This window comes from Cellulomonas fengjieae, from assembly GCF_018388465.1.
Taxonomy (GTDB): Bacteria; Actinomycetota; Actinomycetes; order Actinomycetales; family Cellulomonadaceae; genus Cellulomonas; species Cellulomonas fengjieae.
In genome coordinates this window covers 1391785-1416476 of the sequence record NZ_CP074404.1, presented here as the reverse complement: position 1 = coordinate 1416476, position 24692 = coordinate 1391785, and the positions used below count along the sequence as shown (strand labels likewise).

Annotated in this window: 27 protein-coding genes; 4 read left to right on the top strand and 23 right to left on the bottom strand. The window is 72.9% G+C overall.

Translation table 11 applies throughout. The features are described from left to right. Positions 1–55: 55 nt before the first annotated feature. From KG102_RS06565 to KG102_RS06555, 3 genes are read left to right on the top strand one after another with little or no spacing between them, the layout of a single operon-like run. Positions 56–532: an Lrp/AsnC family transcriptional regulator gene (locus KG102_RS06565; protein ID WP_208213907.1), complete on the top strand. Its 477-nt coding sequence runs from the start codon at positions 56–58 to the stop codon at positions 530–532. Beyond that, the gene (locus KG102_RS06560) at positions 529–1917 is read left to right on the top strand and encodes an aspartate aminotransferase family protein (protein ID WP_208289192.1); all 1389 of its coding nucleotides are present in this window, start codon (positions 529–531) and stop codon (positions 1915–1917) included. The genes KG102_RS06565 and KG102_RS06560 overlap by 4 nt, the downstream gene beginning before the upstream one ends. A gap of 14 nt (positions 1918–1931) precedes the next feature. Further along, a complete protein-coding gene (locus KG102_RS06555; protein WP_249667497.1) occupies positions 1932–3278 on the top strand; it encodes an NAD(P)/FAD-dependent oxidoreductase in 1347 nt (448 codons plus the stop codon). A gap of 18 nt (positions 3279–3296) precedes the next feature. Here the strand turns inward: KG102_RS06555 and dxr are convergent, their stop codons facing one another. The 8 genes from dxr to rpsB all read right to left on the bottom strand — a co-directional run bounded on the left by dxr (position 3297) and on the right by rpsB (position 10479). Then, positions 3297–4454 carry a 1-deoxy-D-xylulose-5-phosphate reductoisomerase gene (gene dxr, locus KG102_RS06550; RefSeq protein ID WP_208213909.1) on the bottom strand — a complete coding sequence of 386 codons (1158 nt, stop codon included), beginning with the start codon at positions 4452–4454 and terminating at the stop codon, positions 3297–3299. A gap of 34 nt (positions 4455–4488) precedes the next feature. Continuing rightward, positions 4489–5043 (bottom strand): DivIVA domain-containing protein, encoded by a 555-nt coding sequence (locus KG102_RS06545; protein WP_208213910.1) that lies wholly within the window; start codon positions 5041–5043, stop codon positions 4489–4491. Next, positions 5040–6167: a 23S rRNA (adenine(2503)-C(2))-methyltransferase RlmN gene (gene rlmN, locus KG102_RS06540; RefSeq protein WP_208213911.1), complete on the bottom strand. Its 1128-nt coding sequence runs from the start codon at positions 6165–6167 to the stop codon at positions 5040–5042. The genes KG102_RS06545 and rlmN overlap by 4 nt, the downstream gene beginning before the upstream one ends. Positions 6168–6192: 25 nt before the next feature. Further along, entirely contained in the window at positions 6193–7035 is an 843-nt protein-coding gene (locus tag KG102_RS06535; protein WP_208289194.1) for a phosphatidate cytidylyltransferase, read from the bottom strand. Beyond that, complete coding sequence (gene frr, locus KG102_RS06530) at positions 7035–7592, bottom strand: ribosome recycling factor (RefSeq protein ID WP_208213913.1); 558 nt, start codon at positions 7590–7592, stop codon at positions 7035–7037. The genes KG102_RS06535 and frr overlap by 1 nt, the downstream gene beginning before the upstream one ends. A gap of 57 nt (positions 7593–7649) precedes the next feature. Then, positions 7650–8393: a UMP kinase gene (gene pyrH / locus KG102_RS06525; protein WP_213363041.1), complete on the bottom strand. Its 744-nt coding sequence runs from the start codon at positions 8391–8393 to the stop codon at positions 7650–7652. A gap of 106 nt (positions 8394–8499) precedes the next feature. Then, positions 8500–9345: a translation elongation factor Ts gene (gene tsf, locus KG102_RS06520; protein WP_208289196.1), complete on the bottom strand. Its 846-nt coding sequence runs from the start codon at positions 9343–9345 to the stop codon at positions 8500–8502. Positions 9346–9426: 81 nt separating this feature from the next. Then, positions 9427–10479, bottom strand: a complete 1053-nt coding sequence (gene rpsB / locus KG102_RS06515; protein ID WP_208289197.1) for a 30S ribosomal protein S2 — start codon at positions 10477–10479, stop codon at positions 9427–9429. A 402-nt stretch (positions 10480–10881) separates the two neighbouring features. Between rpsB and KG102_RS06510 the strand changes: the two genes are divergently transcribed. Further along, positions 10882–11481, top strand: coding sequence for a M23 family metallopeptidase (locus KG102_RS06510; protein WP_208289198.1), 600 nt, complete (start codon positions 10882–10884; stop codon positions 11479–11481). A gap of 74 nt (positions 11482–11555) precedes the next feature. Here the strand turns inward: KG102_RS06510 and whiG are convergent, their stop codons facing one another. From whiG to ffh, 15 genes are all read right to left on the bottom strand, one after another. Next, positions 11556–12494: an RNA polymerase sigma factor WhiG gene (whiG, locus tag KG102_RS06505; protein ID WP_208213917.1), complete on the bottom strand. Its 939-nt coding sequence runs from the start codon at positions 12492–12494 to the stop codon at positions 11556–11558. A 20-nt stretch (positions 12495–12514) separates the two neighbouring features. Continuing rightward, positions 12515–13447 carry a tyrosine recombinase XerC gene (locus KG102_RS06500; protein WP_208213918.1) on the bottom strand — a complete coding sequence of 311 codons (933 nt, stop codon included), beginning with the start codon at positions 13445–13447 and terminating at the stop codon, positions 12515–12517. A 198-nt stretch (positions 13448–13645) separates the two neighbouring features. Then, the gene (dprA, locus tag KG102_RS06495; RefSeq protein WP_208289199.1) at positions 13646–14851 is read right to left on the bottom strand and encodes a DNA-processing protein DprA; all 1206 of its coding nucleotides are present in this window, start codon (positions 14849–14851) and stop codon (positions 13646–13648) included. Next, on the bottom strand, positions 14848–16371 hold the full coding sequence (locus tag KG102_RS06490; RefSeq protein WP_208289200.1) for a YifB family Mg chelatase-like AAA ATPase: 1524 nt from the start codon (positions 16369–16371) through the stop codon (positions 14848–14850). Before KG102_RS06490 ends, dprA begins: the two co-directional genes overlap by 4 nt. After that, positions 16372–16728 carry a YraN family protein gene (locus tag KG102_RS06485; protein WP_208213921.1) on the bottom strand — a complete coding sequence of 119 codons (357 nt, stop codon included), beginning with the start codon at positions 16726–16728 and terminating at the stop codon, positions 16372–16374. 154 nt (positions 16729–16882) lie between these two features. Beyond that, complete coding sequence (locus KG102_RS06480; RefSeq protein ID WP_208213922.1) at positions 16883–17206, bottom strand: DUF2469 domain-containing protein; 324 nt, start codon at positions 17204–17206, stop codon at positions 16883–16885. 57 nt (positions 17207–17263) lie between these two features. Continuing rightward, a complete protein-coding gene (locus KG102_RS06475; protein ID WP_249667496.1) occupies positions 17264–18091 on the bottom strand; it encodes a ribonuclease HII in 828 nt (275 codons plus the stop codon). Beyond that, positions 18088–18954, bottom strand: a complete 867-nt coding sequence (gene lepB, locus KG102_RS06470) for a signal peptidase I (RefSeq protein ID WP_372438347.1) — start codon at positions 18952–18954, stop codon at positions 18088–18090. The genes KG102_RS06475 and lepB overlap by 4 nt, the downstream gene beginning before the upstream one ends. A 172-nt stretch (positions 18955–19126) precedes the next feature. After that, on the bottom strand, positions 19127–19495 hold the full coding sequence (gene rplS / locus KG102_RS06465; RefSeq protein ID WP_208213923.1) for a 50S ribosomal protein L19: 369 nt from the start codon (positions 19493–19495) through the stop codon (positions 19127–19129). 203 nt (positions 19496–19698) lie between these two features. After that, positions 19699–20478 (bottom strand): tRNA (guanosine(37)-N1)-methyltransferase TrmD, encoded by a 780-nt coding sequence (trmD, locus tag KG102_RS06460; RefSeq protein WP_208289201.1) that lies wholly within the window; start codon positions 20476–20478, stop codon positions 19699–19701. Between the two features lie 2 nt (positions 20479–20480). Then, a complete protein-coding gene (rimM, locus tag KG102_RS06455) occupies positions 20481–21038 on the bottom strand; it encodes a ribosome maturation factor RimM (protein ID WP_208289202.1) in 558 nt (185 codons plus the stop codon). Positions 21039–21126: 88 nt separating this feature from the next. Continuing rightward, a complete protein-coding gene (locus tag KG102_RS06450) occupies positions 21127–21366 on the bottom strand; it encodes an RNA-binding protein (RefSeq protein WP_208213926.1) in 240 nt (79 codons plus the stop codon). Beyond that, the gene (rpsP, locus tag KG102_RS06445; protein WP_208213927.1) at positions 21366–21791 is read right to left on the bottom strand and encodes a 30S ribosomal protein S16; all 426 of its coding nucleotides are present in this window, start codon (positions 21789–21791) and stop codon (positions 21366–21368) included. The genes KG102_RS06450 and rpsP overlap by 1 nt, the downstream gene beginning before the upstream one ends. Positions 21792–21963: 172 nt before the next feature. Next, on the bottom strand, positions 21964–23070 hold the full coding sequence (locus tag KG102_RS06440; protein WP_208289204.1) for an amidohydrolase family protein: 1107 nt from the start codon (positions 23068–23070) through the stop codon (positions 21964–21966). Between the two features lie 6 nt (positions 23071–23076). Next, a complete protein-coding gene (gene ffh, locus KG102_RS06435; protein WP_208289206.1) occupies positions 23077–24672 on the bottom strand; it encodes a signal recognition particle protein in 1596 nt (531 codons plus the stop codon). Between the last annotated feature and the right edge of the window lie 20 nt (positions 24673–24692).

Genomic DNA, 24692 nt, shown 5'->3' with positions numbered 1-24692 from the left:
CTCCCGGTGTCCGCTCTCCCTTGCGCGCAGTGCCGTCGCCCACCACGATCGGCGGGTGGGCACACGCAGACGAGCCGCGGGACACCCGGCGCTCGACGATGTCTCGAAGGCCATCGTCGAGCAGCTCCAGGAGGACGGCCGGCGACCGTACGCGACCATCGGCAAGGCGATCGGGCTGTCGGAGGCCGCGGTCCGCCAGCGCGTCCAGCGGCTCACCGACTCGGGCGTCATGCAGATCGTCGCGGTCACCGACCCGCTGCAGGTCGGGTTCACCCGGCAGGCCATGATCGGTCTGCGGTGCGAGGGGAACCTGTCGCTCGTCGCCGACGCGCTAGCCGCGCTCCCCGAGGTCGACTACGTCGTCATCACGGCCGGTGGGTTCGACCTGCTCTGCGAGGTGGTCTGCGAGGACGACGACCACCTGCTGGAGGTGCTGAACCAGAAGATCCGCTCGCTGCCCGGCGTGCGGACCACCGAGACGTTCGTGTACCTGAAGCTGCGCAAGCAGCTCTACAACTGGGGGACCCGATGAGCACGACCGCTCCTGTGACGAGCCTGGGCACGGACCGCTCCGCGGCCGCCAGGGCGCACCTCTGGGGCCACTTCACGCGGCAGAGCACCTGGGACCACGGCGTGCCGACGATCGTGCGCGGCCAGGGGCACCACATCTGGGACGACACGGGCCGCCGGTACATCGACGGGCTCTCGGGGCTGTTCGTCGTGCAGGCCGGGCACGGGCGCACCGAGCTGGCCGAGGCCGCCCGCGCACAGGCGGAGCAGCTCGCCTTCTTCCCGCTCTGGTCCTACGCGCACCCGCAGGCGATCGACCTCGCCGAGCGCCTCGCCGCGTACGCTCCCGGCGACCTCAACCACGTCTTCTTCACCACCGGCGGTGGCGAGGCCGTCGAGACCGCCTGGAAGCTGGCCAAGAACTACTTCAAGCTCACGGGCAAGCCGAACAAGTACAAGGTCATCTCCCGCTCGATCGCCTACCACGGCACCACCCACGGCGCGCTGTCGATCACGGGCCTGCCGACGCTCAAGGCGCAGTTCGAGCCGCTCGTGCCGGGGGCCCACAAGGTGCCGAACACCAACGAGTACCGCGCCCCCGACCACCTGCGTGACGATCCGAAGGCGTTCGGCCGCTGGGCCGCCGACCGCATCGGCGACGCCATCGAGATGGAGGGCGCCGACACCGTCGCGGCCGTCTTCCTCGAGCCCGTACAGAACGCCGGGGGCTGCTTCCCGCCTCCCCCCGGGTACTTCGAGCGGGTCCGCGAGATCTGCGACGAGCACGACGTGCTGCTGGTCTCCGACGAGGTCATCTGCGCGTTCGGCCGGATCGGTTCGATGTTCGCGTGCGACGACTTCGGCTACGTCCCCGACATGATCACGTGCGCCAAGGGCATGTCGTCGGGGTACTCCCCCATCGGCGCCCTGATCGCCTCCGACCGGTTGTACGAGCCGTTCGCGACGGGTGACGCGTCCTTCACCCACGGGTACACGTTCGGTGGGCACCCCGTCTCGGCGGCGGTCGCGAACGCGAACCTCGACCTGTTCGAGCGCGAGGGCATCACCTCGCACGTCAAGGAGCTCGCACCGGCCTTCCGCCGCACGCTCGAGGGCCTGCTGGACCTGCCGATCGTCGGGGACGTCCGCGGTGAGGGCTTCTTCTACGGGATCGAGCTGGTCAAGGACAAGGCTACGCGGGAGACGTTCGACGACGAGGAGAGCGAGCGCCTGCTGCGCGGGTTCCTGTCCGGTGCGCTCTACGAGGCGGGGCTGTACTGCCGGGCCGACGACCGCGGCGACCCGGTGATCCAGCTCGCCCCACCGCTGACCTGCGGGCAGGCCGAGTTCGACGAGATCACCGCGATCCTGCGGGGCGTTCTGACCGAGGCCTGGGCGCGCCTGTGACGGTTCCTCGTGGCGTGCCGCTGTGGTCGGACCAGGTGCCGGCCCGCGTCCCGTCGGACCCGCTCGACGGGGACACCGAGACCGACGTGGTCGTCGTCGGCGCCGGCCTCACCGGCCTGTGGACGGCGTACTACCTGCTCGAGGCGGACCCGTCGCTGGACGTGCTCCTGGTCGAGGCGCACGAGGCCGGTTTCGGGGCCAGCGGCCGTAACGGCGGGTGGTGCTCCGCCCTGCTGCCCGTCTCCGGTGACGAGCTGGCCCACCGGCACGGGCGCGACTCCGCCCGTGCGATGCGCGCGGCGATGCGCGACACGGTCGTCGAGGTGGGTGGGGTCGCAGCCGCGGAGCAGATCGACTGCGGCTTCGCCTTCGGCGGGACCGTCACGCTCGCCCGCAACAGGCCTCAGCTGGAGCGCGTCGCCGAGGGCGTCGCGGCCGATGCCCGGTGGGAGGACGAGTCGCACCTGCTGGACGCCGAGGCCGTTGCCGAGCACGTGCGGGCCACCGACGTAATCGGCGGCTCGTACACCCCCGACTGTGCGCGCATCCAGCCCCTGCAGCTGGTCCGGGGTCTGCTCGAGGTCGTGCTGTCGCGAGGCGCCCGGCTGGTGGAGGGGACGCGGGCGCTGCGGCTCTCGCCCCGGGCCGTGGTCACCGACCACGGGATCGTCCGCGCCCGCTGGGTGGTCCGGGCGACCGAGGCCTGGAGCGCCCAGCTACCGGGGTACCGGAGGGACGTGGCGCCGGTGTACTCCCACATGGTCGCCACCGAGCCCCTGCCGCCCGAGGTGTGGGCCGAGATCGGGCTCGACCGGGCGCAGACGTTCACCGACGCGCGGAACCTGATCGTGTACGGCCAGCGCACCACGGACGACCGGCTGGCGTTCGGCGGTCGTGGCGCGCCCTACCACCTGGGCTCCTCGATCGAGCCGGCATACGACCAGGTGCGGTCGGCCGCGGTGCACCTGGAGCGCGCGCTCGTCGACCTCTTCCCGGTGCTCGAGCACGCCGAGGTCACGCACCACTGGGGCGGCCCGCTCGGCGTCCCCCGCGACTGGCACCCGTCGGTGGGCCTGGACGTCGAGACGGGCATCGCGTGGGCCGGCGGTTACGTCGGCGACGGCGTCTCGCTCACCAACCTGGCGGGCCGGACGCTCGCCGACCTGCTCACGGGCGCGGACAGCGAGCTGGTCCGGCTGCCCTGGGTGGGCCACCGCTCCCCCGCGTGGGAGCCGGAGCCCGTCCGCTGGGCGGGCATCACCGCCGCCCGCCGCGCCACGGCGTGGGCGGACCGGACCGAGTCGCGCACCGGTCACCCGAGCCGGCTGAGCGACCTCGTGAACCACGTCCTGGGACGCTGAGAGCCGGCCGACCCGGCGTCAGGCGCGTGCCAGGAGCTCCTGGGCGCGGGCGCGGGCCCAGCCCTCCGCCGCCAGCACCGTCTCGAGCGTGAGCGCGTCGGGCGCCGTGCCGTCGTGCTCGCCGAGGACCCGCTCGACCGTCCCCACGATGTCCAGGAACCCGATCCGGCCCGCGAGGAACGCCTCGACGCACTCCTCGTTGGCGGCGTTGTAGACCGCGGGGTGCGTGGCGGACGCCGCGACCGCCGCACGGGCCAGGCGGACGGCCCCGAACACCGCCTCGTCCAGCGGCTCGAACGTCCAGGCCGTGGCCTGGGTCCAGTCGCACGGCGGCGCGACCTCGGGCACGCGGTCCGGCCAGGACAGGCCGAGCGCGATCGGCAGCCGCATGTCGGGCGGCGACGCCTGCGCGAGCGTGGACCCGTCGACGAACTCCACCATCGAGTGCACCACCGACTGCGGGTGCACCACCACGGTGATGTCCTCGACCGGGACGTCGAACAGCAGGTGCGCCTCGATGAGCTCCAGGCCCTTGTTCATCAACGTCGACGAGTTGATCGTCACGACCGGCCCCATGGACCAGGTCGGGTGGGCCAGCGCCTGCTGTGGCGTGACCGTCTTGACGTCGTCGTGCGCCCAGCCCCGGAACGGCCCGCCCGAGGCCGTGAGGATGAGCCGCCGCACCTCGGCGTGGGTGCCGCCCCGCAGCGCCTGCGCGATCGCGGAGTGCTCGGAGTCGACCGGGACGATCTGGTCCGGTCGGCGTCGGGCCGCCTGCACCAGCGCCCCGCCGACCACCAGTGACTCCTTGTTGGCCAGCGCGAGCGTGCTGCCCGACTCGAGCGCGGCCAGCGTCGGACCGAGCCCGACCGACCCCGTGACCCCGTTGAGCACGACGTCGGCACCGCGACCGGCGAGATCTGTCGACGCCTGTGGCCCGACGAGCAGCTCCACACCGGGCAGCGCGTCACGCAGCGGCGCCTCGGCACGCGGGTCGGCGACGGCCACCGCGGAGACGCCGAGCGCGCGGGCCTGCTGTGCCAGCAGGGCGACGTCACCGCCGCCCGCGCTGAGCCCCACGACGGTGAACCGCTCGGGGTTGCGGGTGATGACGTCGACGGCCTGGGTACCGATCGACCCGGTGGAGCCGAGGAGGACGACGCTGCGCTGTGTCACGCAGCCATCCTCGTGCATCGGGTGCGGTGCACGGTCACTCGACGCCGAGCAGCACCTCGACCGCGCGGGCCATGAAGGCGTCCACGGGGCCCTCCGCGTAGGCGTTGCGACCCCGGCGGCGGCGGAACGTCGCCGACCGGACCTCGGCCGCCGACAGGGGCGTGCCCTTGTCGAAGTAGGCGACCAGTCGCTGGCACAGCTCATCGACGTCGGCGGGCTCGTACCCCTGCTCGCGACCCTCGGGCGGCGCGAAACGGTCCCCGTCCGGGCGCCCGAGTCGGCCGTACAGCGTCCGGGCCTGCTCGCTGAGGTGCTCCATCCACGCCTGCTGGCCCTGCGTCGAGATGTACTCCGCCCGCGAGCGGGCCACGAAGGCTGCCTCCAGGCGGTCGAGCGCCGCGTCGACGGCCGCGGTGACGTAGCCGCCGCGCACCATGTCGAACGCCACGCCCCGCACGTCCTTGCTGGCGAGCGCGGAGGGGGGACCCTGCTCGTAGACGGCGCGGGCGTGCTCGAAGAAGTCGTCGACCTCGTCGGGGTCGTACCCCTGCTTGAGGCCAGAGACGGTCCGGAACATCCCGTCGCTCACTCGTCCTCCTCCGCCGCAAGCTGCCCGCAGGCGCCGTCGATCTCGCTCCCGCGAGTGTCCCGGATCGTGGTCGGGATCCCGTGCGCCCGCAAGCGTGCCACGAACTCCTGCTCCACCCGGGGATCGCTCGCCGTCCACTTCGAGCCCGGCGTCGGGTTCAGCGGGATCGGGTTGCAGTGCACCCAGCCGCGCCCCCGGGCGTTGAGCTTCTCGCCCAGGAGGTCCGCCCGCCAGGCGTGGTCGTTGATGTCCCGGATCAGGGCGTACTCGATGGACACGCGGCGCCCCGTGACCTCGAAGTAGCGGTGCGCGGAGTCGAGCGCCTCGTCGACGCTCCAGCGCGTGTTCACCGGCACCAGCTCGCTGCGCAGCTCGTCGTCGGGGGCGTGCAGCGACAGCGCGAGCGTCACCGGGATCCCCTCCTTGGCCAGCCGGTCCATGGCCGGCACCATGCCGACCGTCGAGACCGTCACGTTGCGCGCGGACATGCCGAGCCCGTCGGGAGCCGGCGCGACCAGACGCCGGACGGTCTCCATCACGGACTTGTAGTTGGCCAGCGGCTCACCCATGCCCATGAACACGACGTTGGTCAGGCGCGTCGGGCCACCGGGCACCTCACCGTCCGCGAGGGACCGTGCCGCGGCGCGCACCTGCTCGACGATCTCCGCCGTCGACAGGTTCCGGGTCAGACCCAGCTGACCGGTCGCGCAGAACGAGCACGCGAGGCCGCAGCCCGCCTGGCTCGAGACGCAGAGCGTGGTGCGGTTGCGGTAGCGCATGAGGACCGACTCGACCTTGGCGCCGTCGAACAGGTGCCACAGCGTCTTGACCGTGGTGCCCTTGTCGGCGGTCTGCGTGCGGTGGGCCGTCAGCAGCTGCGGGAACAGGCCCTCGACCAGCTTGTCGCGCGTCGCCTTGGGCAGGTCGGTCATCAGCGCGGGGTCGTTGGTCAGGTGCGTGAAGTAGTGCGTCGCCAGCTGCTTGGCGCGGAACGGCTTCTCACCCAGGTCGGTGACGGCCTCGATCCGCTGCTCGGGCGTGAGGTCGACGAAGTGCTTGGGCGGCTTGCCCCGGGGTCCCCGGGTGGGTGAGGACAGGTCGAGGCGCACGGGTGTACCGGTCATGGCGGGTTCCCCCTCTCAGGTCGGATCAGGCGGGCTGGAGGACGGTGAGGATCACGTAGACGACGGGAGCGGTCAGGACCAGGGAGTCGAGGCGGTCCAGCAGGCCGCCGTGGCCGGGGACCAGCCGACCCATGTCCTTGAGCTCGAGGTCGCGCTTGAGCAGCGACTCGGACAGGTCGCCCAGCGTCGCCGTGACGACCGTCGCCAGGCCGAGGAAGACCCCGACCAGCGGCTCGCCGTCGAAGGCCACCTGCACGCCCACGACGCCGACGACGCACGCGAGCACGACGGAGCCCGCGAGGCCCTCCCAGGTCTTCTTCGGGCTCACCGACGGCGCGAGCGGGTGCCGCCCGAGCAGCACGCCGACGGTGTAGCCGCCCACGTCGCTGGCGACGCACAGCAGGATGAAGAGCATCACGCGCCGTGCACCGTCGGGCTCGGCCAGCAGGAGCATGACGAAGCCGCCGAGGAACGGCAGGTACGCGGCGGCGAACGCGCCGGCGGTCGCGTCGCGCAGGGCGGGCTGCCCCCTGCCGTCGAGCACGCGCCAGACGACGACGCCCCCGACCGTCAGCATGAACGCGACGAACAGGGCCTCAGGACCGGCCGTGTACGCCGAGACCAGGATGCCCACGGCCCCCACGAGCAGCGGGAGAAGCGGGAGGTGGATGTTGCGGCGGGTGAACGCCTGCGCGAGCTCCCAGAGGCCCGCGCACACGCACAGGACGGCGACGATCCCGAAGGCTTCCTTGCGGATGAACAGGGAGGCGACCACCGCCAGGAGCATGGCGACGCCGACGACGATCGCGACGGGGAGGTCTCGACCGGTGCGTGGCGTCCGGGTGGCGGCGATGGCTGTCTGACTCATCAGACCTCGAGGAGCTCGTTCTCCTTGGACGAGAGCAGGTGGTCGATGAGGTCCACGTGCTTCTTCGTCAGGGCCTCGAGCTCCTTCTCCGCCCGGCCGACCTCGTCCTCGCCCGCCTCGCCGTCCTTGACGATGCGGTCCAGCTCCTCCTTGGCGCGACGGCGCACGTTGCGCACCGAGACGCGCGCGTCCTCCGCCTTCGACTTCGCGAGCTTGACGAAGTCCTTGCGGCGCTCCTGCGTCAGGGCAGGCAGGACGATGCGGATGACGTTGCCGTCGTTCGTCGGGTTCACGCCCAGGTCCGAGTCACGCAGCGCCTTCTCGATCGCCGCGGTCGACGACTTGTCGAACGGCGAGACCAGGATGGTGCGCGCCTCGGTCACGTTGAAGGACGCCAGCTGCTGCAGCGGCGTCGGGCTGCCGTAGTAGTCGACGAACACCTTCGAGAACATCGCGGCGTTGGCCCGACCAGTACGGATCGTCGAGAAGTCCTCCTTGGCGACCTCGACGGCCTTGTCCATCTTCTCTTCAGCCTCGAAGAGGGTCTCGTCGATCACCGGAGCTCCTTCGTGCGTGTCGTGTGTGTCTCGGTCTGTGCTGGCTGCTGAGGCTGCTCAGCTGGCCGTGATCAGCGTCCCGATCTTCTCACCCTGCAGCGCACGCGTGACGTTGCCGGCCTCCTCGAGGCCGAACACGCGCATGCGCACGTCATTGTCGCGGCACAGGCTGAGAGCCGAGCCGTCCATGACGCCCAGGTCGTTGACCAGCGCGTCGGTGTAGGTGAGGTGGTCCAGCTTCACGGCGTCCGGGTCGGTACGCGGGTCCGCCGAGTACACGCCGTCCACGCCGTTCTTGCCCATGAGGACCTCGTGGCAGTGCGTCTCCAGCGCGCGCTGGACGCTGACCGTGTCGGTCGAGAAGTAGGGCAACCCCGCGCCCGCACCGAAGATCACGACGCGGCCCTTCTCGAGGTGCCGGATGGCCCGCAACGGGATGTACGGCTCGGCCACCTGGCCCATCGCGATCGCGGTCTGCACGCGCGTGCTGACACCCGCCTGCTCGAGGAAGTCCTGGAGCGCCAGGCAGTTCATCACCGTGCCGAGCATGCCCATGTAGTCGGCGCGCGCCCGGTCGATCCCGCGCTGCGACAGCTCGGCGCCGCGGAAGAAGTTCCCACCGCCCACGACGATCGCCACCTGCACGCCGCTGCGGACCGCCACCGCGATCTCCGCGGCGACGCGCTGGACGACGTCGGCCGCGAGGCCCACGTCACCGCCGCCGAACGTCTCGCCGGACAGCTTGAGGAGCACGCGCCGGTCCGGCACGGCCCCACGCGTCGACTCGGGGTCATGGGTCACGGTGCCTCCACAGGTGGTGTCCGGGCGCTGGTCGGAGCGCCGGTCGTGCTGCGTGCGACGGTGGCCCCGACCCGCAGGGCCGGGGCCACCGTCGACCCGCTGGGGGTCAGGCTCCCACGCGGTAGCGGACGAAGCCCGTGACGGTGCCGCCTGCCTCGGTGAGGACCTGCGCGACCGTCTTCTTGTTGTCCTTGGCGAACGCCTGCTCGAGCAGGACGTTCTCCTTGAAGTAGCCGTTCAGGCGGCCCTCGATGATCTTCGGCAGCGCAGCCTCGGGCTTGCCCTCGTTGCGGGCGGTCTCCTCGGCGATGTGGCGCTCGCTGGCGACGACGTCGGCCGGGACCTCCTCGCGCGTGAGGTACGTGGGCGAGAACGCCGCGATGTGCGTCGCGACGTCACGGGCCACGCCGGCGCCCGCAGCGTCGGTCGCGACGAGCACGCCGACCTGGGGGGGCAGGTCCTTGCTGACCTTGTGCAGGTAGACCTCGACGTGCTCGCCGGCCAGCCGGGCCAGGCGGCGCACGACGATGCGCTCACCGAGGGTGGCGGCGGTCTCGTCGACGATCGACTGGACGCTGGTGCCGTCGACCTCCGAGGCCAGCAGCGCGTCGGCGTCGCGGGCCGGGGAGTCGACCGCGGCCGCGAGGACGCGGGCTGCCAGGGCCACGAAGTTCGGGCTCTTGGCGACGAAGTCGGTCTCCGAGTTGACCTCGACGAGCACACCCGTCTGGCCCTCGCCGTCGGCCGTCGGGCCGACGTGGGCGGCGACGAGGCCGTCCGAGGCCGAGCGGCCCTCGCGCTTGCCGACACCCTTGAGGCCCTTGACGCGGATGATCTCCAGCGCCTTGTCGGAGTCGCCCTCGGCTTCCTCGAGCGCCTTCTTGACATCCATCATCCCGGCGCCGGTCTTCTCGCGCAGCGCCTTGATGTCTGCGAGCGAGTAGTTCGCCATCAGTCGTCCCCGTTCGTCGTGAGTCATAAGAGGTGGTGCGGGGCCTCGACGGCCCGGTGCCGTGCCGCGGTGCCGGCGCGATCACTTGGAGTCGGCGTCGCCCTCGGCGGCCGGCTCGACGAAGGCGGGCTCGGCCGCCTCGGTCTGGACCTCGTTCGGGACGACCTTGGCCGCAGCCTCGAAGTCCTCGACAACGGCCTCGGCGACGACCTCGTCGGCCAGCGCCTCGGCGACGACCTCGTCGGCCGCAGGGTCGACGACGATCGGCTCGGAGGCGACCTCCTCGGCGATCTCTTCCTGCGCCTCGGCGACGGCCTCGGTGGCGTCAGCGGCAACCTCGGCACCGGCCAGGTCGGCCTCGGCGCCGGCGAGCAGCTCGCGCTCCCACTCGGCCAGCGGCTCGGCGTCGGTCGTGGTGCCCTCGGCGGCCGCGGTGCGACCCGAGTGACGCTTGAGCAGACCGTCGGCCGCGGCGTCCGCGATCACGCGGGTCAGCAGCTGGACGGCGCGGATGGCGTCGTCGTTGCCCGGGATCGGGTAGTCGACGACGTCCGGGTCGCAGTTGGTGTCGAGGATCGCGACGACGGGGATGCCGAGCTTGCGCGCCTCGTTGACGGCGAGGTGCTCCTTGTTCGTGTCGACGATCCAGACGGCCGAGGGAACCTTGGCCATGTCGCGGATGCCGCCCAGCGTCTTCGCGAGCTTGTCCTTCTCGCGGCGCAGGACGAGCAGCTCCTTCTTCGTGAGGTTCGAGCCCGCCACGTCGTCGAAGTCGATCTGCTCCAGCTCCTTGAGGCGCTGGAGACGCTTGTGCACCGTGCTGAAGTTGGTGAGCATCCCACCGAGCCAGCGCTGGTTGACGTACGGCATGCCGACGCGCGCGGCCTGGTCGGCGACCGGCTCCTGCGCCTGCTTCTTGGTGCCGACGAACAGGATGGTGCCGCCGTGCGCGACGGTCTGGCTGACGAAGTCGTAGGCGTTGTCGATGTACGACAGCGACTGCTGCAGGTCGACGATGTAGATGCCGTTGCGCTCGGTGAAGATGAAGCGCTTCATCTTGGGGTTCCAGCGGCGGGTCTGGTGTCCGAAGTGGACACCGCTCTCGAGCAGCTGGCGCATGGTCACGACGGCCATGGCACGTCCTTCCGGCGCGCACCGTGAGGTGCACGCGTCAAGGCGGACCCGTCCGGGCCCGCATCTCGGTTGTCGGCTCCGACCGGTTGGTCGGCGCCCCTGGCGCCATGTCGTCGTCCGCTCCGGGTCTGCCACTGGTGCAGGAGCCCGGACCGCTGCGGAGATCGACCCCGTCGTGGAGCTCGTCGGCATAGCTGACGGGCCCCGGATCGGGTGGATGACGCGCGAAGTCGACCGGTACGGACCGGTCGCACCTGCGAGTTTAGCGGATCGGCGGACCTGGTCGGTGCGACGCCCGCCCGGCGCCGCCCCGAGCCGCCCACAGCCCCGCCACGACGCCCCTCGCTCACAGGTCGCCGCCGAGGTCCTCCGGCACCGCCCGACGGCGCGGAACATCCCAGGATGACCCGATCCGAGCCCGCGCGTCCCGCCCGCCGTCACCGTCTCACGTCACTGCTACGGGCTCCTGCTGCCCGCCTGGTGGTGACCCTCGGCACCGCCGTGGCCCTCCTCACCGTCGCGCTGGTGGTGCAGTCCTCCGCGGGCGCGGCCGGGCCGGTCGGGCCGGCGCCGTCAGCGGGCACGTACCGGCTCCCGGTCGCCGGGACCGCCGACGTGGTCCGCGCCTTCGTGCCGCCACCGACCGCCTGGGCCGCCGGCCACCGCGGCGTCGACCTGCGCTCGGCCCTGGGCGCCGACGTGCTGTCTCCGGTCGCCGGCGTGGTGACCTACGCCGGGTCCGTCGCCGGGCGCGGCGTGGTCACGGTGACCGACGCGCAGGGCCGCCGGTCCAGCCTCGAACCGACGGTGCCCGCGGTGCGCGTCGGGGACCTCGTCGCGGCAGGAGCGCGCCTCGGCGCCGTCTCCCTGGACGGCTCCCACTGCGAGCCCGCGGCCTGCGTGCACTGGGGCGTGCGGGTCGGGGCCGAGTACGTCGACCCGCTCGCGTTGCTGCCGGGCGCCGGGCCCGTGGTCCTGCTCCCCCTGGGGGACGGCCGGTGAGCGCAGCCGGGCTCAGGTCGGGCCGCTCGGTCGGATCAGGCCCGCTTCGGCGCGGCTGGCCCGCTTCGGCGCGGTCAGGCCCGCTCGGCCTCGACCAGCCGCGTGCGGAGCCGGACCATCGCGGCGGTGTGCATCTGGGAGATGCGCGACTCGGTCACTCCGAGCACGCGGCCGATCTCGGCCAGGGTCATGCCCTCGTAGTAGTACAGGACGACGACGATCCGCTCGCGCTCACCCAGACACTCGATGGCGCGGGCGAGCAGGAACTTGGTCTCGGCCGCCTCGATCGAGCTGGCGGGGTCGGCCGTGCGCTCGTCACCGAGCGTGTCGCCCAGGGAGACACCACCCGGGCGGTCGTCACCGCCACCGAGCAGCTCGTCGAGCGCCGCCACGTTGACGGTGGAGAGCTGCGAGTAGATCGCGCGCAGATCCTCGACCGGCATGTCGAGGTGGCGGGCGACCTCGTCCTCGGTGGGCGTGCGGTGCAGCTTGGCCTCGAGCTCGGCGTAGGCGCGGTCGACCGAGCGCGCCTTCGTGCGGACCGAGCGCGGGACCCAGTCCATCGCGCGCAGCTCGTCGATGATCGCGCCGCGGATGCGCGACGACGCGTAGGACTCGAACTTGACCGAGCGGTCGATCTGGTACTTCTCGATCGCGTCGATGAGGCCGAACATGCCGTACGAGACCAGGTCGGCCTGCTCGACGGTGCTCGGCAGGCGCATCCCGACCCGTCCGGCCACCGCGGCGACGAGGGGGGCGTAGTGCAGGATCAGGCTCTCACGCGCCCTGGCGGACGACGACGACTTGTAGCCCTCCCACAGGGCGTCGACCTCCTCGACGGAGCGGGTCGGCGCCAGCGGCGCGCGCCGGCTGGGGACCCCGCGCGTGATCGGGACGGTCGTCGGCGCGGCCAGGGCGTCCTCGGCCGACCGCGGCTGCGGGATGACGCCGCCGGGCGCCGTGCTGGTCAACCGGGTGTGCACCGGGAAGGGAGCGTCCAGCTGCGTCGTCATCGTCGACTCCATCGTGTGCCTCATGCTCGGGGGTGCGCTTGCTGGAACGCCGAGCGGAGCCGCTCGGCGGAGACGTGGGTGTAGCGCTGCGTCGTGGCGAGGCTCGAGTGACCGAGGAGCTCCTGCACGCTGCGCAGGTCGGAGCCGCCCTCCAGGAGGTGGGTGGCCGCGGTGTGACGCAGTCCGTGGGGCGCGACGTCGTCGACCCCCGCGAGGTTGGCGGCCTGGTGCACGACCGAGCGCGCCTGCCGCTGGTCGAGACGCCCGCCGCGCAGACCGAGGAAGAGCGCGTCCGGCGACGTCGGTCGGGCGAGCTGCGGCCGTCCCTGGTCCAGCCAGGCACCGAGCGCCGTGGTGGCGGGTCCCCCGAACGGGACGACCCGCTCCTTGTCCCCCTTGCCGACCACGCGCAGCGCGCGCTCGTGCACGTCGGCGTCCCTGAGGTCCGCTCCGCACAGCTCGCCGATCCGCACGCCGGTCGCGTAGAGCAGCTCGAGCAGCGCCCAGTCACGCAGGGCGACGGGATCCCCGTCGACGGCCCGCTCGCGCGCCCCGTCGAGCAGCTGGGTCACGGGCTCGACCCGCAGCACGGTCGGCAGCGTGGAGGTGGTGCGGGCGGTCGCCAGCCTGACCGCGGGGTCCACCGGGATGCGGTGCGTGCGGGCGGCCCAGGCGAAGAAGGTGCGGACGGCGGCACCGCGGCGGGCGAGCGTGGCGCGGCTGTGGCGCGTGACGGCCATGGAGGCGAGCCAGCTGCGCAGGACACCGAGGTCGATGGCGTCCAGGGTCATCCGGCCGTGCCGGGAGGCATATCCCAGAAGCAGGTCGACATCGCCGAGATATGCCCGAATCGTGTGCTCGGACAATCCGCGCTGGGCCCGCAGGTGGGTGGAGAACTCCGACAGGAGACGCGCACGGTGCGCCGTCCCTGCGGTGATCTCGACCGTGTCCATATGAGTACCGTGACCTGAAACGGTGCAGGTAACAAGGACGACTTTCACCTGCATGGCGTAACGCTGGGTGATTCCCGTCACGATGTCCGATTCGCCTATCAACAATGGCCCGGTTGCGCGGCTTTTTCACCCTGCGCCGAACTCACCCTCGCGCGTTGCTCATGCGGTTCGGCGCGCCTTCTTGACCCGGCGAGCCGGTCATGATCGCGCGGGCGGGACGGCGACCCAGCCCTCGTCGCGCCGCCGCGCCCACCCGCCGAGCTCGAGCAGACCGAGCGCGCCCCTCGCCTCGCCGAGAGACACCCCGGCGAGGCTCGCGACACGCGGCAGGTCAGCCGGCCCCCGGCGCGGCAGGGCGTCCAGCACCCGGCGAGACGTCGAGTCGAGGCCGTCCCGCGGGCGGGCGGCACGCGCGTCCGCCTCTCGGTCGGCCGCCACACCCGCAGCCAGCTCGGCGCCGACCAGGCCGGCGAGCTCACGGACCTCGACCGCGTCGGTCACGCACACCGCGACACCCTCCCGCAGGAGCCGGTGGCACCCCGCCGACGCCACGGACGTCACGGGGCCGGGAACGGCTCCCACCGGACGCAGGAGGCGCGCGGCGTGGTGCGCGGTGCTCATCGCACCCGAGCGCCACGCCGCCTCCACCACGACGGTCGCCCGGCCTGCCGCGGCGATCAGCCGGTTGCGCTGCAGGAACCGGCTCTTCGTCGGCAGGCTGCCGGGAGGCACCTCCGACACGAGCGCGCCCCCCGCACCCACCACGGTCTCGAGGAGCCGAGCGTTGCCCGCGGGGTAGGCCCGGTCGACGCCGCCGGCGAGCACGACGATCGTGCGACCGGCCCGGGCCACGGCACCGCGGTGCGCGGCGGCGTCGATGCCGTAGGCCCCACCCGACACCACGCACAGGCCTCCCCCCGCCAGCGCGTCGGCGAGGTCGAACGCGACGCGCTCCCCGTACGACGTCGCCGCGCGCGACCCCACCACGGCCACCGAGCTCTCCAGCGCCGCGCCGACGTCCGGCTCGCCGCGCACCCACAGGCAGAACGGCGCCTCCGACCCGAGGTCGTCCAGGCCGGCGGGCCACCGTGGGTCGTCGGGCACCAGCAGCGCACCATCGAGGCGGTCGAGACGGTCCCGGGCACCGGCGGCGTCGAGGTCCGGCAGCCGGACGGCCCACCGTGTCAGCGCCCGGGAGACCCGGCGGCGGTCCGCGTCGACCAGCGGACCGTGGTGCTCCTCGACGGACGACAGGTCCGGCCCCTCCCGCAGCGCGCACCGGACCCACGCGAGCGCGGCGGCGGCCCCGAGGGTGGCGACCAGTGTCCCCGCCACGGGGTCACCCGGCTCCACCAGCGCGCTCCACGTCGCGCGGGCGAGCACGTCCGCGTCGACGTCGCTCATGCGCCGCTCCCCCGCGTCCGCAGCAGCACCGCTTGCCCGACGTCCGACCTGGACGGTGCCGCCCGGCCGTCCAGGTCGGCCAGCGTCCACGCGACCCGCAGGACACGGTCGACGCCACGCAGGCTCAGGGTCCCGCGGTCCAGCGCCCGGTCCAGGTCCGCCACCAGGCTGCGGTCGGGGCCGAGCCGCTCGCGCAACCAGCTGCCGGGCACCTCACCGTTGGTCCGCCACGGTGTCCCGACGAGCCGTGCGGCCTGCTCCCCCCGGGCGCCGAGCACGCGCGACGCGACGGTTGCCGTGGACTCGCCCGCACCTGCCCCCGCGCGCGCCGGGCTCAGCTCGACCTGCAGATCCACCCGGTCGAGCAGCGGCCCGGAGAGCTTGCCGAAGTACCGGCGGCGCTGCTCGCTCCGGCACGTGCACGCCAGCCCTTTGCCGACGGCCTGCCCGCACGGGCAGGGGTTCGCGGCCAGGACGAGCTGGAACCTGGCCGGGTAGCGGGCGGTGCCCGCGGCACGGTGCAGGACGAGCTCACCGTGCTCGAGCGGTTGCCGCAGCGTCTGCAGGACGGCCGTCGAGAACTCCGGCGCCTCGTCGAGGAAGAGCACACCGCGGTGGGCGCGCGAGGCCGCCCCGGGCCGCGGCGTCCCCGAGCCGCCCCCGACCACGCTCGCCGGGGTCGCCGTGTGGTGCGGGTCCTCGAACGGCGGGCGACGGACGAGGCCGCCACCGGGATCGAAGGCCCCGGCCACCGAGTGCACCGCGGTCACCTCCACCGCGTCCGCCTCCGACAGGTCCGGCAGCAGACCCGGCAGCCGGGCCGCCAGCATGGTCTTGCCGGTGCCCGGCGGACCCACCATCAGTAGGTGGTGGCCTCCCGCGGCGGCCACCTCCAGGCAGCCGCGCGCCTCGTCCTGGCCCACCACGTCGGCCAGGTCCAGCGACGAGGTGCGGGACTGCACCGGCACGGGCTCCGTCGCGACCGGCGCCACGTCCGGCACGTCGACGCTGGCACCGTAGCCCGCGGCCACCTCGGCCAGGCTGGCGGCTGCGACGACCTGCGCACCCGGCACCAGCCGCGCCTCCGCCGCGTTCGCCTGCGCGACGACCACCCGGCGATGACCGGCGGCGACGGCGGCCGCGACGGCGGGCAGCACGCCGCGCACCGGCCGGAGCCGCCCGTCGAGCCCGAGCTCCCCCAGGTGCACCACGTCACACGGTCCGGCCGGATCGATCGCCTCCGCACCCGCGAGGGTGGCGACCGCGATCGCCAGGTCGAAGCCCGAGCCGGACTTGGGCAGCGTCGCGGGCGAGAGGTTGACCGTGATGCGCCGGTTGGGCCAGGCGAGGCCCGACGACGTGACCGCCGCCCGTACCCGGTCGCGCGCCTCCGCCAGCGAGGCGTCGGGCAGACCGACCAGGGTGAACGCGGGCAGCGACGGTGCGAGGTGCGCCTCGACCTCCACCACGTGACCCGTCAGCCCGACCAGTGCGACGCCCAGCGTGCGGCCCAGGACCACTCAGACCACCCCCACCAGGTGGTCGACCTGTGCCGCACCCCGCCCGGGGAGGAGCACGGCGATCACGTCGACGCGCACCGACCGCGGGTGCACGTCGTGCGCGGCCAGCCACAGTGCCGCGAGCCGCCGCACCCGCGCGAGCTTGCGCGCGGTCACCGCCTCAGCAGGGTGCCCGAACGCGATCGACCGACGGGTCTTGACCTCCACGACGACGAGCTCGTCGCCGTCGAGGGCGACCAGGTCGAGCTCGCCCTCCCGGGTACGCCAGTTCCGGTCGAGCACGTCCCACCCGCGGTCCCGGACGTGCGCCTCGGCCACGTCCTCCCCGTACCGCCCCACTGCGTCCTTCGCGCGCACCGGACCACCTCCGTAGCGGGACGCTGCCAGGGCGCGAGCGCGCCCGGCGGGGGCACCGAGGGGTCCGTGGGCGCCGGGACGATCGCGCGGGCTGTGGGCGGCTCGACGACGACCGCGGGGGCCGACGAGCGGCAGCCGCCGTCTCGCCGCTGCGTCAGCGGGCGAAGCCCGCGCTGCCCCCGAGGTCGAGCTCCGGCTTCGCCAGCTCCTCGACGTTGACGTCCTTGAACGTCACGACGCGCACCGACTTCACGAACCGGGCGGAGCGGTAGACGTCCCACACCCAGGCGTCGGCGAGCGTCAGCTCGAAGTACACCTCGCCCGCGGCCGAACGCACCTGCAGGTCCACCTGGTTGGCGAGGTAGAACCGCCGTTCGGTCTCCACGACGTAGGAGAAGAGCCCTACGACGTCGCGGTACTCGCGGTACAGCGCGAGCTCCATGTCGGTCTCGTAGTTCTCCAGGTCCTCCGCGCTCACCGGGACATCATCCCCCATCTCGCAGCCCGAGCCGCCCGACGCGACGACACCCGGCCGTCAGAACGCCTCGTCCTCGTCCGGGACGAGGACCGCACCGGCGTCGAGCAGCCCTTCCACGTCCGACGGATCACCCGCACCGAACGGCGCGCCGCCAACGAGGACGCTGCCGTCGAGCACCTCGCCCGCGACCGGCAGCCGCCACGAGCGGCGGTGCAGCACGCTCGGGCCGAGCTCGCGCAACGCCGCCATGTGCTCCGCCGACGCGTACCCCTTGTTCTCGTCCCAGCGGTACGCCGGGTGCTCGGCCGCCAGGTCCACCATCATCGCGTCGCGCTCGCACTTGGCGAGCACGCTCGCCGCCGCCACCGAGGCGCACGTCCGGTCGGCCTTCACGCGCACGTGCACGCGCGGCGCGGGGGCGTCGAGCTGGTCGTCGGCCGTGAACAGGTCGGGCTGAGCCGGGCGGCTGAGCCAGTCGTGCGACCCGTCGAGCAGGACGACGTCCACCGGTCCGACGCTCTGCGCCACGGCGGCCAGCGCCCGGGTCCCCGCCAAGCGCAGCGCGGCGATGATCCCGATCTCATCGATCTCGGCGGCGCTCGCGTGCCCGACGGCACGCGCGACGCCCCAGCGACCGAGCGCGGGCAGAAGCCGCGTACGCGCCGCGGGTGCGAGCAGCTTGGAGTCCGCCACGCCCTTGGGCGCGGACCGGGTGCCGGCATCGACGACGACCACGCCGACGCTCACGGGGCCGGCCAGCGACCCGCGGCCCACCTCGTCCATGCCGGCCAGGAGACGGGCGCCGTCCCGCAGCAGGACGCGCTCGTGCCGCAGGTGCGGCGCGACGCGGGGGGCGGCTGCCCTCGGCCCGGCGAGCAGGGTCACGGCCGGACGGGCACGTCCGCGAACGTGCTGGTCGGGTTCCGCAGCAGCTCGATGCGCTCGATCGGCCACACCGTGACGAAGGCCATGCCGACGACGTTGTCGATGGGGACCGAGCCGCCGCCGGGCTTGCCCTGGTTGTAGCGCGAGTCGGAGGAGTGCGACCGGTTGTCCCCCATGACCCAGATGCTGTTGTCGGGCACGGTGATGTCGAACGCCATGTCGCTGGGCAGCACCCCGTTGGCCAGGTACGGCTCCTCGACCGGCACGCCGTTCACCGTGATCGGCTCACCGGCACCGGCGCAGGCGACGTGGTCGCCGGGCAACCCGATGAGGCGCTTGACCAGGTGCTCGTTCGCATCGGCCGGGTAGAGCCCGATGTAGGTCAGCGCCGAGTTGACCGCACCCTGCACGGCGCCCGGTTCCGGGGCCGCGACGGCGGGCAGCCAGCCACCGGGGTCCTTGAACACGACGATGTCACCGCGGCGCAGGTCCAAGGGACCGGGCGTGAGCTTGCTGACCAGGATGCGGTCACGCTCGATGAGCGTGTCGTGCATCGACTGGCTCGGGATGAAGAACGCCTGCACGAGGAACGTCTTGACCAGCAGCGACAGCACGATCGCGCTGACGAGGATGATCACCGTCTCCCGCAGCAGCGAGCCGATCCCGCCCGACCGGCGTCCCGCCGCGTGCCGTCGGGTGTCCGCGCCGCGCGGCACCGGGCCGTCGCCGGGCACGATCCCGTCCGGCAGCCGGGTGCTCGGGCGGTCCGGCTCGTCTGCTGCGTGCGCGCCGCGAAGCGGCTGCTGCCCCGGCCACGAGGTCGACGAGTCCTCATCGAGGTCGCGCGCGGGTCGGTCGATCACCCACACACTCTCGCATGCGGGGCGCCCGGATGCGCAGACGACCAGGTCCCGAGACTGCGGCGCGATGCCACGTGGGTCGCCTCGACGAGCGCCCACGACCCGACCGCCGGAACGCCGACGGGCGGCCACCGGATCGGTGACCGCCCGCCAGGGACGTCGCGTGCGAGGAGGCTCAGGCCTTCTTCGCTGCGGGGGTGAAGTCCCGCTTCTCCTTGATCTTGGCCTTCTTGCCGCGGAGCTTGCGCAGGTAGTACAGCTTGGCGCGGCGCACGTCGCCGCGGGTCAGCACCTCGATCGACTCCAGCGTCGGGGAGTGCACGGGGAACGTGCGCTCGACTCCCACCTGGAAGCTGACCTTGCGGACGGTGAACGTCTCGCGGACGCCGTCGCCCTGGCGACCGATGCAGACACCCTGGAACGCCTGGATGCGGGAGCGGTTGCCCTCCACGACCTTGACGTTGACCTTCAGGGTGTCACCGGCGCGGAACTCCGGGATGTCGGTGCGCAGCGATGCTGCGTCGACCTGGTCCAGCGTGTGCATGTGATGTCACTTCCCCGCCCTGCCACAGGTCAGGTACGTCGTCGAGGGCGTCGCGGTCACCCTGTGCAGGGCTCGACCGGCGTCCTTGGTCTGATGGTCGGGTGCGTCCGGGACAGTCCCCGGGTGGTCGTGATTCGTCTCCCCTGTGGCAGAGACGCGACCTGCGCGCACCAACGGACAAGTGTGCCACACGCGCCAGACCGTCAGGTAATCGGCGTCCGCACCAGTCGGCCGTCCGTGGGCGTCCAGCCCAGCCGGGCCAGCAGGGCGAGGTCCTGCGCGTCCAGCTCGTCCACGGGCAGCGCCGCGACCAGGTCGGGCCGGCGCGCCGCGGTGCGCTCGAGCGCGGTGTCCCGCCGCCAGCGCGCGATCCGCGCGTGGTGGCCGGACAGGAGCACGTCGGGCACCTCCAGCCCGGCCCAGGCCGGGGGCTTGGTGTACACGGGGTACTCGAGCAGGCCCGCGGCGCCGTGCGACTCCTCCACGAGCGACTGGGGGTTGCCGACGACGCCCGGCAGCAGCCGAGCGACGGCCTCCACGACGACGAGCGCAGCCACCTCGCCGCCGTTGAGCACGTAGTCGCCGAGCGAGATCTCGGTGACGCGCACGCGCTCCCGGTAGTGCTCGGCCACCCGGGCGTCGATCCCCTCGTACCGCCCGCACGCCACGACCAGGTGGCTCTCCCGGGCCAGCGACTCGGCCGTCCGCTGCGTGAACAGCTCGCCCGACGGAGTCGGCAGGAGCAGGTGGGTCTCCTCGCCGAGAAGACCGTCCAGGGCGGTCCCCCACACGTCGGGACGCATCACCATGCCGGCGCCGCCCCCGAACGGGGTGTCGTCCACCGTGCGGTGCCGGTCGGTGGTCGAGTCGCGCAGGTCGTGCACCCGCAGGTCGAGCAGGCCGGAGGCACGCGCCTTGCCGACCAGCGACAGGTCGAGCGGCGCGAGGTACTCGGGGAAGATCGAGACGACGTCGATGCGCACGATCAGTCGTCTGCGTCTCGGGGCGAGACCGTCTCGTCCGAGACCACCAGGTTGGCGGCGTCGGAGGCGAGCAGGCCGCCGGGCGGGTCGAGCACCACGCGCCCGCCGAGCACGTCGACGACCGGGACGATCGCCCGCACGAACGGGACCAGGGTCCGTGCCCCGTCGGGCTCGCGCAGGACGAGCATGTCGTGCGCGGGCAGGTGCTCGAGGCCGACGATCTCGCCGAGCAACCGGCCGTCCACGTGCTCCGCGCGCAGGCCGGCGAGCTCGTGCGGGTACCAGGCGTCCTCCTCCTCCGAGCCCTCCTCGTCCACCACGAGCTCCGTGCCGCGCATGGCCTCGGCCATGGTCCGGTCCGTGATCTGCGCGAACGTGACGTACCACCTGCCGTGCTGGGTGCGGGTGCCCGCCACCGTGAGGGGGCCGCGTGCGGCCGGCTCGGTGCTGAGCACCGCGCCGACGACGAACCGCTCCTCAGGGGTGTCGGTGCGCAGGTCGAGGGCGACCTCTCCGCGCAGGCCGTGGGCACGGCCGATCCGCGCGACGGTCAGCTGCATGTGGGTTCCTCACGTAACGAGCACGGTTCTTCATGGTCATGGCGAAGGCCCGGTCCCCAGGCTAGGGGACCGGGCCTTCGACGAGGGATCAGCGCCGGTCGACGTCCACGACGTCGACGCGGACCGCGCCGTCCGTGGAAAGTGCACCGACGACGGTGCGCAGGGCACGGGCGGTCCGACCGCCACGGCCGATGACGCGACCCAGGTCGTCGGGGTGCACGCGCACCTCGAGCAGATCGCCGCGGCGCAAGGTCGACGCGGTCACGCGGACGTCGTCCGGGTGGTCGACGATGCCACGAACCAGGTGCTCGAGAGCGTCGGCGAGCATCAGGCCTGCTCGTCCTCGGCCGGAGCCTCGGCAGCGGCGGCCTTCTTGGCGGCAGCCTTCTCGGACGCCTTGGCCTTGGCCTTCTCGGCGTCGAGCGCGACGGCCTCGATGGCGTCCTTCGGGTCGACCTTGTCGGCCTTGGTGCGCAGGGTGCCCTCCTGGCCGGGGAGGTTCTTGAACTTCTGCCAGTCACCCGTGATCTTGAGCAGCACGGCGACCTGCTCGGTCGGCTGCGCGCCGACGCCGAGCCAGTACTGCGCACGCTCGGAGTCGACCTCGATGAACGAGGGCTCCTCGGTGGGGTGGTACTTGCCGATCTCCTCGATCACGCGACCGTCGCGCTTGGTGCGCGAGTCGGCGACGACGATGCGGTAGTACGGGCTGCGGATCTTGCCGAAGCGCTTGAGGCGGATCTTGGTGGCCACGGTGTGGTCTTCTCCTGATGTCTGCTGGGGTGACCTCTCCGCGCATTGCCCGTGGGGTGGGCGCGCCGGGGAGGTCGGGGACACGACGTCGGCAGGTAGAGGGGCTGCAGACGCCGGGTACAGCCGACCATTGTGCCAGATCCGCGAGGCCTGCCCAACCGCGGGATGCGGGTCAACGGGCGGCTCGGGGCGCGGCGGCGACGACGTCGCCACGCAGCACCACCGCCCGGGGTGCAGCAAGCACGCCGATGTCCTCCCGCGGGTCGGCCTCGTAGACGACGAGGTCCGCGCTCGCCCCCTCGTCGAGCCCCTCGGCACCGAGCCACGCCCGCGTCCGCCAGCTCGCCGCGGCGACGACGTCGCGCGGCGGCAGCCCGGCGCGGACCAGCTCGGCGGCCTCGTCGGCGATCCTGCCGTGGGCGAGGGTCCCGCCGGCGTCCGTGCCCACCAGCACCGGCACCCCGGCGTCGTGCAGGTCGCGGACCAGCGCATACCGGTGCGCGTGCAGCGCCCGCATCCGGGCGGCGAACCGTGGGTACCGGGAGCCCTGCGCGGCGATGGCCTCGAACTGGCCGATCTGCAGCAGGGTCGCGGTGACCGGGATCCCGGCCGCCGCGATGCGGTCGATCTGGTCGGGCGTCGCGCCGGTGGCGTGCTCGAGGCAGTCGATGCCCGCGTCGAGCAGCGCGTCGATCGACTCGGTCGCGAAAGTGTGCGCCGTCACGCGCGCCCCGGCCGCGTGCGCGCCCGCCACGGCCTCGGCCAGCACGTCGGCGGGCCACAGCGGCCGGAGGTCGCCGTCGGCGCCCAGGTCCCGGTCGATCCAGTCGGCGACGAGCTTGACCCAGCCATCGCCGCGGGCGGCCTCCTCGCGCACGGCGGCCGGCAGCTGGTCGACCGACTCGAGCTCGCGACCGTAGTGCCGCAGGTACCGCTTCGGCCGGGCGAGGTGTCGACCCGCGCGGATCAGGCGCGGGAGGTCGTCGCGGTCGTGCACCCACCCGGTGTCCGCCGGCGAGCCGGCGTCGCGGACCAGCAGCACGCCCGAGTCGCGGTCGGCCAGGGCCTGCTTCTCCGCCGTACCGTCGTCGACCGGCCCGTCGGAGGCCAGCCCGATGTGGCAGTGCACGTCGACCAGCCCCGGCAGGACCCAGCCCTCCAGCACGGCGTCGGGCGCGGCCGACGGGCGATCGAACGTGAGCCGGTCGCCGACCACCCACGCCTCGCCGACCTCGCGCTCGTCGTCGAGGACGACCGTGCCCCGCAGGTGCAGGACCACGGGGTCTCAGCGTCCGCCGAGGAAGCGGTCCAGACCGGCCGGCAGCTCGATCTCCGCAGGCTGCGTGGGCTCGGCCTTGGGGGCGATGCCGAACGCGGACCCCTGCGGCGCCGCCGGCTTGCTCGTGATGCCCCGCTCCTGCTCGGCGCGCTTGGCCGGGTTGCCGGACTTGCCCTTCACCTTGCGGACCGGTGGCGCCGTGCGGCCGCGCGACTTCTTGCCGCCCATGCCCGGGAGGTTCCCCATGCCCGGGGGCATGCCCGGCATGCCTCCACCACCCTTGGCCATCTGCCGCATCATCTTCTGGGCGCCGTCGAAGCGCTCCAGCAGCTGGTTCACGTCGCTCGGCTTGGTCCCCGAACCCGCGGCGATCCGCGCGCGGCGGGAGCCGTTGATGATCTTCGGGGTCCGGCGCTCCGCGGGCGTCATGGACCGGATGATCGCCTCGATGCGGTCCACCTCGCGCTCGTCGAAGTTGTCGAGCGCCTCACGCATCTGGCCCATGCCGGGGAGCATGCCCATCATCTTCTTCAGCGGCCCCGCGCTGCGCAGTTGCTGCATCTGCGTGAGGAAGTCCTCGAGCGTCAGGTCCTTGCCCGACGCCAGCTTGTCCACCATCTCCTCGGCCTGGCCGGCGTCGAACGCCTTCTCGGCCTGCTCGATGAGCGTGAGGATGTCGCCCATGTCGAGGATCCGCGACGCCATGCGGTCGGGGTGGAAGACCTCGAAGTCGGTGAGCTTCTCACCGGTGGACGCGTACATGATCGGCTGGCCGGTCACGGAGGCCACGGACAGCGCCGCACCACCGCGGGCGTCGCCGTCGAGCTTGGTCAGGACCACGCCCGTGAACCCGACGCCGTCCTGGAAGGCCTGCGCCGTGGTGACGGCGTCCTGACCGATCATCGCGTCGATGACGAACAGGATCTCGTCGGGGTCGAGCGCGTCACGGATGTCGGAGGCCTGCTGCATCAGCTCGGCGTCGACGCCGAGGCGGCCGGCCGTGTCCACGATGACCACGTCGTGCAGCCGGGACTTCGCGGTCGCCAGTCCCTCGCGCGCGACCGCGACCGGGTCCGCGCCGAAGGGCATGACGTCGTCGCTGCCCTGGTTGCCCGGGTGCGGCGCGAACACGGGGACGCCCGCGCGCTCCCCCACCACCTGGAGCTGCGTGACGGCGTTCGGCCGCTGCAGGTCCGCGGCGACCAGGAGGGGCGTGTGCCCCTGGCCCTTGAGGTGCAGCGCGAGCTTGCCGGCGAGCGTCGTCTTTCCCGCGCCCTGCAGGCCCGCGAGCAGGATGACGGTCGGGGGGTTCTTGGCGAGGTTCAGCGTGCGCGTCTGGCCACCGAGGATGGCGACGAGCTCCTCGTTGACGATCTTGACGACCTGCTGGGCCGGGTTCAGCGCACCGGACACCTCTGCCGACAGCGCGCGCTCGCGCACGGCCCCGGTGAACGAGCGGACGACCGGGACGGCGACGTCGGCATCGAGCAGCGCGCGGCGGATCTCGCGCACGGTGGCGTCGATGTCCGCCTCGGACAGACGGCCCTTGGTGCGCAGGTTCTTGAAGGTCGACGTCAGTCGGTCGGACAGGGTGGCGAACACCTGCGGGTCCTCACGCTTCG